6 protein-coding genes and 2 pseudogenes are annotated in these 8,774 nt (G+C 69.4%); 4 read left to right on the top strand and 4 right to left on the bottom strand.

Annotated elements, in window-relative coordinates:
- The 3 genes and pseudogenes from ABTZ89_RS38995 to ABTZ89_RS30950 all read left to right on the top strand — a co-directional run.
- Positions 1 to 95, top strand: a pseudogene (locus ABTZ89_RS38995) (DUF3516 domain-containing protein); the annotation flags it as partial.
- Between the two features lies 1 nt (position 96).
- A pseudogene (locus tag ABTZ89_RS30955) lies at positions 97 to 852 on the top strand (VOC family protein); the annotation flags it as partial.
- An 84-nt stretch (positions 853 to 936) separates the two neighbouring features.
- Positions 937 to 2,844 carry an FAD-binding monooxygenase gene (locus ABTZ89_RS30950; protein ID WP_351051350.1) on the top strand — a complete coding sequence of 636 codons (1,908 nt, stop codon included), beginning with the start codon at positions 937 to 939 and terminating at the stop codon, positions 2,842 to 2,844.
- 425 nt (positions 2,845 to 3,269) lie between these two features.
- On the opposite strand, the gene ABTZ89_RS30945 is transcribed toward ABTZ89_RS30950, so the two are convergent.
- Genes ABTZ89_RS30945 through ABTZ89_RS30935 form a run of 3 tightly spaced genes read right to left on the bottom strand, consistent with a single transcriptional unit; the run spans position 3,270 to position 6,115 of the window.
- Complete coding sequence (locus ABTZ89_RS30945) at positions 3,270 to 4,541, bottom strand: NAD(P)/FAD-dependent oxidoreductase (RefSeq protein WP_351051347.1); 1,272 nt, start codon at positions 4,539 to 4,541, stop codon at positions 3,270 to 3,272.
- Between the two features lie 3 nt (positions 4,542 to 4,544).
- The gene (locus ABTZ89_RS30940; protein ID WP_270951143.1) at positions 4,545 to 4,871 is read right to left on the bottom strand and encodes a 2Fe-2S iron-sulfur cluster-binding protein; all 327 of its coding nucleotides are present in this window, start codon (positions 4,869 to 4,871) and stop codon (positions 4,545 to 4,547) included.
- Positions 4,872 to 4,918: 47 nt separating this feature from the next.
- The gene (locus tag ABTZ89_RS30935; protein ID WP_351051344.1) at positions 4,919 to 6,115 is read right to left on the bottom strand and encodes a cytochrome P450; all 1,197 of its coding nucleotides are present in this window, start codon (positions 6,113 to 6,115) and stop codon (positions 4,919 to 4,921) included.
- A 143-nt stretch (positions 6,116 to 6,258) separates the two neighbouring features.
- On the opposite strand from ABTZ89_RS30935, the gene ABTZ89_RS30930 reads away from it, so the two are divergent.
- The gene (locus tag ABTZ89_RS30930; RefSeq protein ID WP_351051341.1) at positions 6,259 to 7,209 is read left to right on the top strand and encodes a LysR family transcriptional regulator; all 951 of its coding nucleotides are present in this window, start codon (positions 6,259 to 6,261) and stop codon (positions 7,207 to 7,209) included.
- Between the two features lie 68 nt (positions 7,210 to 7,277).
- Here ABTZ89_RS30930 and ABTZ89_RS30925 read toward each other — a convergent pair whose 3' ends face one another.
- Positions 7,278 to 8,702 (bottom strand): alkaline phosphatase PhoX, encoded by a 1,425-nt coding sequence (locus tag ABTZ89_RS30925; RefSeq protein ID WP_351051338.1) that lies wholly within the window; start codon positions 8,700 to 8,702, stop codon positions 7,278 to 7,280.
- Between the last annotated feature and the right edge of the window lie 72 nt (positions 8,703 to 8,774).

Here is an 8,774-nt window from a genome sequence, read left to right as displayed (position 1 = left end):
ACACGGTGCCCGACGACGCCAAGACCGAAGAGCTCACCGACATCATCGAGTGGCTGGGCGAACTCGTGCGCCAGGTCGACTCGAGCCTGCTCGACCGGGTTCGTCAAGGGCATCGGCGACTCGGTGCGGGTCACCGACCCGCTGGGCTTCCCGTACGAGTTCTTCTACCAGGTCGACCACGTCGAGCGGCTGGCCTGGCGCTACGACTTGTACACCCCGGGTGCGCTGGTCCGGCTCGACCACTTCAACCAGGTCACCCCGGACGTGCCGAAGGGCCGGGAATACCTGGAGGAGCTGGGTTTCCGGGTCACCGAGGACATCAAGGACGAGGAGGGCACCACCTACGCGGCGTGGTTGCGGCGCAAGGCGACCGTGCACGACACCGCGCTCACCGGTGGTGACGGGCCGCGGCTGCACCACATCGCCTTCGCCACCCACGAGAAGCACAACATCCTCGCCATCTGCGACAAGCTCGGCGCGTTGCGCAAGTCCGACGTCATCGAGCGCGGTCCCGGGCGGCACGGCGTGTCCAACGCCTTCTACCTCTACATCCGCGACCCCGACGGGCACCGGGTCGAGATCTACACCCAGGACTACTACACCGGTGACCCGGACAACCCGGTCGTGACCTGGGACGTCCACGACAACCAGCGCCGGGACTGGTGGGGCAACCCGGTCGTCCCGTCCTGGTACACCGAGGCGTCGCCGGTCCTGGACCTCGACGGCAACCCGCAGCCGGTGCAGGAGCGCACGGACGCCAGCGAGATGGCCGTGACGGTCGGCGCGGACGGGTTCTCCTACACCCGCAAGGACGACGTGGACGCCGGCTTCAAGCTCGGAAACTCGTTGTGAGCGGCGGACTTCCCGCCGGACTGCACGGGCGATCCCCGGCGCAGCACTGAACACGATCAACCCACAACGATGTGAGGAGGAACCGTGCAGTTCCACCACCACGGGTACGTTTCCGGCGACCCGCGCGTCCAGCCGGCCGCGGGGGTCGGCGTGGACCGGCCCGAGGAGCTCCCGGACGAGGTCGACGTCCTCATCGTGGGCAGCGGCCCGGCCGGGATGATCGCCGCCGCCCAGCTGGCGCAGTTCCCCGGCATCGTCACGCGCGTCATCGACCGCCGTCCTGGTCGCCTGGAGGTCGGCCAGGCCGACGGCATCCAGGCCCGCAGCGTGGAGACGTTCCAGGCGTTCGGCTTCGCCAACCGGATCATCGAAGAGGCCTACCGGATCACCGAGATGGCCTTCTGGAAACCGGATCCGGAGAACCCGGAGAACATCGTGCGCGCCGCGCGCGCTCCCGACGACCCGTCCGGGATCAGCGAGTTCCCGCACCTGATCGTCAACCAGGCCCGCGTGCTCGACTACTTCGCCGAGTACGCGCGCAACGCCCCGGCGCGGCTGGTGCCGGACTACGGCTACGAGTTCGTCACCCTCGACATCGCGGAGGAGGGGGAGTACCCGGTCGCGGTCACCCTGCGCCGCAGCGCGGGGGAGGACGAGGGCGCGCAGCGGACGGTCCGGGCCAAGTACGTGATCGGCTGCGACGGCGCGCGCAGCAAGGTGCGCGAGTCGATCGGCCGCGAACTCGTGGGCGACCAGGCCAACCACGCCTGGGGTGTGATGGACGTGCTGGCCGAGACCGATTTCCCGGACATCCGGACCAAGTGCGCCATCCAGTCCCACGACGGCGGCAGCATCCTGCACATCCCGCGCGAGGGCAACCACCTGTTCCGGATGTACGTCGACCTGGGCGAGGTCTCCGAGGACGACAACGGAGCGGTGCGCAACACCACGCAGGAGGAGGTCGAGGCCCGCGCCAACGTGATCATGCACCCGTACACGCTGACGGTGAAGCACGTCTGCTGGCGCAGCGTGTACGAGGTGGGGCACCGGCTCGCCGCGAAGTTCGACGACGTGCCGGAGGAGCTGGTGGGCATCCGCAGCCCGCGGGTGTTCATCACCGGCGACGCCTGCCACACCCACAGCGCCAAGGCCGGGCAGGGCATGAACGTGTCGATGCAGGACGGCTGGAACATCGCCTGGAAGGTCGCGCACGTCCTCGAAGGGCGAGCTCCCGAGTCGCTGCTCGACACCTACTCCGCGGAGCGCCAGGTGATCGCGCAGAACCTGATCGACTTCGACCGGGAGTGGTCGAGCCTGATGGCGGCCAAGCCGGAGGAGATGGACGATCCCTCGCAGCTGGAGGACTTCTACGTCAAGACGGCCGAGTTCCCGGCCGGTCTGATGACGCAGTACCAGCCGTCGATGATCGTCGGCACGGCCGTGCACCAGCACCTCGCGACCGGCTTCCCGGTCGGCAAGCGCTTCAAGTCGAACGCGGTCACGCGGGTCTGCGACGCCAACCCGGTCCACCTCGGCCACCACCACCGCGCGGACGGCCGCTGGCGGATCTACGCGTTCGCCGACCGGCCGGCCGCCGGGCAGCCGTCGAAGGCGACCGACTTCGCCGAGTGGATCGCCGCCTCCCCGGAGTCGCCGGTGGTGGCCTACACGCCGAAGGACGGGGACGTCGACGCGTGGTTCGACGTCAAGGTCGTCTACCAGCAGCCCCACACCGGAATCGACCTCGCCGCGGTGCCGCGCGCGTACCTGCCGAAGGTGGGACCGTTCGACATCGTCGACTACGAGAAGGTCTACGCCGCGGACCCGAAGGACGACATCTTCGAAGCACGCGGCATCGACCGCGGCGGAGCCCTCGTCGTGGTGCGCCCGGACCACTACGTCGCGAACGTCCTCCCGCTGGATGCCGTGGAGGAGCTGGCGGAGTTCTTCGCGGGCATCTTCAACGCCCAGCGGCAGCCCGTCCGCAGCTGAGCACCGGGGAACCGCAGTTTCAATTGAAACTGCGGTTCCCCGGCGTGTCGTACCCCGACACACCGGAGGATGTGGACAGGTCCCGGTTCCGGTGGACGGATCACCGCAAATTCAATGGAAATCGGACGTGCGATTTCCATTGAGCCTTTTTCATCCTGTCCGGGCTGTGACCGCGAAGCATGACCGGCGCCGTGCGGTGAGGGTCGCATGCGCCGCAGGCGCATAGCCCACCCTCGGCGCTTGCACCGCCGCGGGTTCTCAGCGTCCGCCTGGCGAGGACGGCCCGACTGCCGTGTATTGGCATACATAAGGGTGGGCACCCGGAGTCCAGGCGGGCACTGAGGTTCCGCTACCGGCACCGCCACGCAGGACGAGGATGGAAAAACCTCATTGAATTTGCGTCTCCCGGTCGGGTGGGGCTGCCGTCAGGTGGTCGAGGGCTCGGTCTCGTTCGCCGCGGTGTTGGTCTGCTGCTTGGCGTAGGACTTGAGGTCGAAGGCCGGGTCGGCTGCTTGTTCCGGGGTGAGGGGGAGGCCCTTCGCCAGGAGGCGGCGCGCGGCTACGTGGTCGGCGGGTTGGTTGGCGGACTCGACCGCTGCCAGGCCGCCGTCGCGGAAGCGGAAGATCGAGCACCTCCCGGCATCGGTGTCTCCGCGGAGGACGTTCTCGTCGCCGGGCAGTCCGAGTCCGGCGATCTGCAGCCGCAGATCTCCCTGGTTGCTCCAGAACCACGGGACGTCCTGGTAGGGGGCAGGCCCGTCGAGGATCACGCGGGCGACGTGCCGGGCCTGGTCGGTGGCGTTCTGCACGGATTCCAGCCGGTTGCGCGCCCCGAGGTGGTGGCTGGGGAAGTTGGCGCAGTCGCCGATCGCGTAGATGCGCTCGTCGTCGGTTCGCAGCGAGGCGTCGACGACCACGCCGTCGTCCACGGAGAGCCCCGCCTGCTCGGCGAGTTCCACGCGCGGCGTGACACCGACGCCCACCAGGACGAGGTCGGCCGGATACCGCCTGCCGAGCGAGCTGACCACCGCTGCGACCCGGCCGTCGCAGCCCTGGAACGACTCGACGCCTTCGCCGACCCGCAGATCGATGCCCGCTCGCCGGTGCGCGTCGGCCACGAAGTCCGACAGCGGCGCGGACAGCACTCGTCCCATCGGCCGTTCCGCCGATTCCAGCACCGTCACGTCGACACCGCGTTTGCGGGCCGCTGCGGCGAATTCGAGCCCGATGAACCCCGCGCCGACCACCACCGCGGAGCGGGCTTGGTCGAGGTCCGCGCGGACGGCGCGCGCCTCGGCCAGCGTGCGCAGGTGGTGGACGCCGTCGAGGTCGCCGCCCGGAACCCGCAGCGTCCGGTTGGCCGACCCGGTGGCCAGCACCAGGTGGGAGTACGGCAGGACAGCGCCGCTGTCGAGGACCACCTCGCGCCGCGCCCGATCGATCGCCGTGGCGCGCGATCCGATCCGCACGTCGACGTCGATCCCGGTGAAGTGGTCGGCGGCGCGGATGGGCAGCGGTGCGGGTTCACCGCCGGGACGCAGGTAGTCCTTCGACAGGGGCGGGCGCTGGTACGGCGGGTCCTCCTCCTCGCCCACGACGGTGATGGCAGCGGCGAAACCCGCAGCACGCAGCGAATCGGCGACTTGGAGCCCACCCAAGCCGGCACCGACGATGACGACGCGATCCGGTGCGGTCAACGGTCACACCTGCCCGGCGGGGACGTCGACGTCGATCTGCTCCGCGTCCACGCCGAGCGCGATCTGGCAGCCCAGCCGACTGCGCTGCTCATCGCGGGGCGCAGCAGTGCATTCGAGCATCTCCTCCTCGTCCTCGCCGATCTCCGGCAGGCCGTCGAGGAACGGCTCGCGGACGTACACGTGGCAGGTCGCGCACATGGCCTGCCCGCCGCATTCCCCGACGATGCCGCGCACGCCGTTGCTCACCGCAGCCCGCATGATGCTGGTTCCGGACTCCGCCTCGACGGCGTCCACAGTGCCGTCCTGGTGGTGGAAGTTCACCTTTGCCATGGGAAGTTCTCCTCGCTAGTCCTGCCCGGGGTTCGACAAACGGCTCATCACCACAGCACCGGGAGCTGGAGCACGCCGCGGAACACCCACCCGCCCGCTCGCGCCGGTGCGTCCGGATCCAGGCGCAGGTTCGGCAGCGCGTCGAACAGGCGCGGCATGGCGACACCCACGACGGAGGCGCGGGCGACCCAGGCACCGGCGCAGAAGTGGTTCCCGCCGCCGAAGGCGAGGTGCGGTTGCTTGGGGCGGTTGATGTCGTAGCGCTCCGGGTCGTCGAAGACCTTCGGATCCCGGTTGGCGGCGCCCACGACAACTCCGAGACGGGCGCCCTTCGGCACCAGCACGCCTTCGAGAACGGTGTCCCGGGTGGATTCCCGGGGGTACATGCCGATGGGAGCGACCCAGCGGATGGACTCCTCGAACGCGGTGGACCACAGCGACGGTTCGGCCAGCACCTGCGCGAGCTGGTCCGGGTTGGACAGCAACGCCCACACCGTCGTGCCCAGCGCGTCCCGCGGCTCGTTGAGCCCGCCGCCGATGGTCATCTTCAGGTTGGCGCGGATCGCTTCCAGGGGGATCGGCAGGTGGGCCAGCCCGGACAGCAGGCTGTGATCGGGATTGTCCCGCAGGTGCGGCAGCATCTCGTCGATCGCGGCGTCGACCTCGCGCGACGACCGTTCGGCCTCGGCCCACACGTCGGGGTCGTCGGCGTAGTTCCCGGTCCCGTCGATCAGCGTTTGCGACCAGCGCTGGAGATCTTCCTGCGTCGCGTTGTGGAAACCCATGATGATCCGCAGGTTCTCGGCGGCGTAGGGCGCGGCGAACTCGGCGATGAGATCGGCGCCGGGACCGGCCTCTTCCAGGCGCCCCAAGTACGTCGCGCAGTTCTGCTCGAAGACCGCGTTCCAGTGCCGCTTGATCGTGTTCGGTCGGAGCACGCCGCCGTAGGACTTGCGGTCGACGTCGTGCGCGGGGTCGTCCTTGCGGAGCATGCTGTGCCCCATCGCCCGCTTCATGAGCGAGCCGGATTCGTCCGCGGAGAAGCGCTCCTGGTCCTGCTCGATGGTGTGGCAGGCGGCGTAGTCGGTCACCATGTACCGGTTCACCGCGGGAACCCAGTGCACCGGTGCTTCGGCGCGCATCCGCTGGTAGAGGGGGAAGGGATCGGCGTGCAGCTCCGGGATGGTGACCCAGTCCGCGACCGGGATCGGGCGGGCCTGCGTCGAGTCGACCGTCGGCGTCATCGTTGACTGCCTCCACTTCGTCGAGGATCGCCTGCGAGCCTCGCATCGCGGATCAGCGCATGTAAACTTCAAAGTTGTTCGATATATCCACTACTGAGTAGTGTTTCCGGACTGGCCTGTGCGGATCGGTCCGGGAGGCGGCGGTGGCCAACTACACGCTTCGGCAGCTGGCGTACTTCGTCGCTGTCGCGGAAACAGGTTCGATCTCGGGAGCGGCGGGCGGGTTGCACGTCTCGCCCACGGCGGTCGCATCAGCGCTCACCGAACTGGAGAAGGTCTTCGGCACCCAACTCGTGGTGCGCCGCAAAGCCCACGGGGTGTCGTTGACGCCGTCCGGGAGCTACCTGCACTCCCGCGCCGCGGACTTGCTGCGCCAGGCCGACGACCTGGAGCTCAACGTCGCCAGCGGGGGAGCGGAGCTCAACGGTCCGCTGGTGATCGGCTGCTACTCCACCGTCGCGCCGACCGTGGTGCCGCCGCTGCTGGAGTGGTTCGCCGACAACCATCCGAAGGTGCAGGTGCGGGTGCTGGAAGGCAGCCAGGTGGAGCTGCCGAACCGGCTGCTCGCCGGTGAGCTGGAGCTGGCGGTGGTGTACGACCTGAACCTCCCGACGGGCCTGAACTCCGTGGTGCTCTACGAAGCCCCGGCCTACGTCCTCCTGCCCGCCGACCACCGCCTGGCGAACCGGACGGCGGTGTCGCTGCGGGAATTGGCCGACGAACCGATGATCCTGCTCGACGTGCCGCCGGCGGCGCAGCACACCATGGCCCTCTTCGACCGCGCCGGTGTGGAGCCGAACGTCGCCCTGCGGGCGTCGGACTTCGAGCTGACCCGTTCGCTGGTCGCGCGCGGGATGGGGTACGCGATCCTGATCCAGCGGCCCGTCGTCGGCCAGTCCTACGAGGGATTGCCCGTGGTGGTCAAGGAGATCCGGCCGGCAGTCCGGCCGATCCGGGTGAAGGCGGTCTGGCCGGAGACCGTTCGGCTGACCGATCGGGGCCGGGCGCTGCTCGACTTCGCGCGCGACGCGGGCTTCGGGAACGCGCAACGGGGCAGGATTCCGGGCGGGACCTCGGTCGTCGTGCGGAGCTAGCGCGGGGAACGCGCTCGACGACACCGGCGCCGTGGAGGTCCACAGCGCCGGTGTCACGGGGGGAGCCGTCAGGCGCGGGGGCCGCCCGCGTTCGACGGGGTGCCCGGGGCGTGGAACGGGCCGGTGATCGCGAAGACGTGACCCGGCGACTGGATGTTGGCGAACAGCATCCGGCCGTCCTCGGTGAAGGTCGGGCCGGTGAACTCCTTGTCGACGCTCACCTCGTTGCGCGCCATCGGGTAGCTGTCGCCCTCCTTGGTGATGCCGACGAGGTGCTGGATGCCCTCGCCGTCCTCGGCGAGGATCAGACCGCCGTTCGGGTCGACGACGATGTTGTCGGGACCGTCGAAGTTCTCGTCCTCACCGGGGTTCGGGTTCACCTTGAAGATGGTCTTCAGGGTGACGGTTTCGGTGGCCGGGTCGTAGAACCACACCTGGCCGTCGTGCTCGTTGGCGCTGCCGTCGCTCGCCCGGGCGTAGCTGGCGACGAAGTAGTGGCCGCCGTCGCCGAAGTAGGCGCCCTCGAGCTTGTGGCTGGAGGTGACCTCACCCGCGCCGAACTGCTTGCGGATCGAGACCTCGGTGGCGAGCCGGTCCGGGACCCCGACCCACTTCACGTCGTAGCGGGTGCCCGGCTGGGTGGCCTCCGACAAGTCGGCGATCCGCTTGGTGCCCAGGTAGCAGACCATCGCCTCCAGGGTGCCGGCGGTGTCGCCGCCCTCGGAGAGCGCCAGCTTGCGCAGCGCACCCTTACCTCCGGTGAAACCGGCCGGTGGGGTCCACCGGTAGTAGAGGCCGTTCGGGTTGCCCGCGTCCTCGGTGAGGTAGATGCGGTTGTCGGCCGGGTCGAGGCTGATCGCCTCGTGCGAGAAGCGGCCGAGGAACTTCAGCGGCACCGGGTTCAGGTTGGCCTCGCGGTCGAAGGCGTCGACCTCGAAGCACCAGCCGTGGTCGTGCTGGAAGGCGCCGCCGGCGCGCTGCTCGGTCTCCTCGCAGGTGATCCAGGTGTCCCACGGGGTGCGGCCACCGGCGCAGTTGTTGTGGGTGCCTGCCAGGCTGACGTACTCGTTGACCCGGTTGCCCTCGGCGTCCACGACGATGTTGGTGGTGCCACCGCCCGCACCCGGGTCGAAGGTCAGGCCGTCCACTGTGGGCACCCGGTACGGTTCGCTGCCGCCGACCTCGTGGTTGTTGACGAGCACGAGCTGCCCATCGCCCTCGAAGATGGCGGTGCCGTCGGGGTCGGACGGGGTCGGCTCACCGGACTCCAGCTTGGTGACGCCGGTCTCGGCCACGATCTTGTACGAGAACCCCTCCGGCAGCGACAGGATGCCGGCCGGGTCCGGGACCAGGGGCCCGTAGCCGGCGACCCGCCGGGTCATCGCCGAAGCGGCGGGCGAGGCGATCGCCTCCACGCTGCCGGCGACCACGATGCTGAACACGCCTGCGGCGCCGGCGCGGAGGACGTCGCGGCGGGACATCGGTGCGGTCAAGACAGTCTCCCTCGGTAGTGCAGCTCCGCCATCTGGATGGACAAGGGCGGCATGCGCGAACAGGGCTCGCTG

The organism is Saccharopolyspora sp. NPDC002686, assembly GCF_040295745.1.
In the GTDB taxonomy this organism is placed as follows: domain Bacteria; phylum Actinomycetota; class Actinomycetes; order Mycobacteriales; family Pseudonocardiaceae; genus Saccharopolyspora; species Saccharopolyspora oryzae.
The sequence above is the reverse complement of the archived record's forward strand: the minus strand, read 5'-3'. Positions and strand labels throughout refer to the sequence as shown.

What these genes read in the sequence shown, in the direction of transcription:
- ABTZ89_RS30940 (WP_270951143.1), bottom strand. Translation starts at nt 4,871, where the DNA reads ATGGCAAAGGTGAACTTCCACCACCAGGACGGCACTGTGGACGCCGTC.
- ABTZ89_RS30935 (WP_351051344.1), bottom strand. Translation starts at nt 6,115, where the DNA reads ATGACGCCGACGGTCGACTCGACGCAGGCCCGCCCGATCCCGGTCGCG.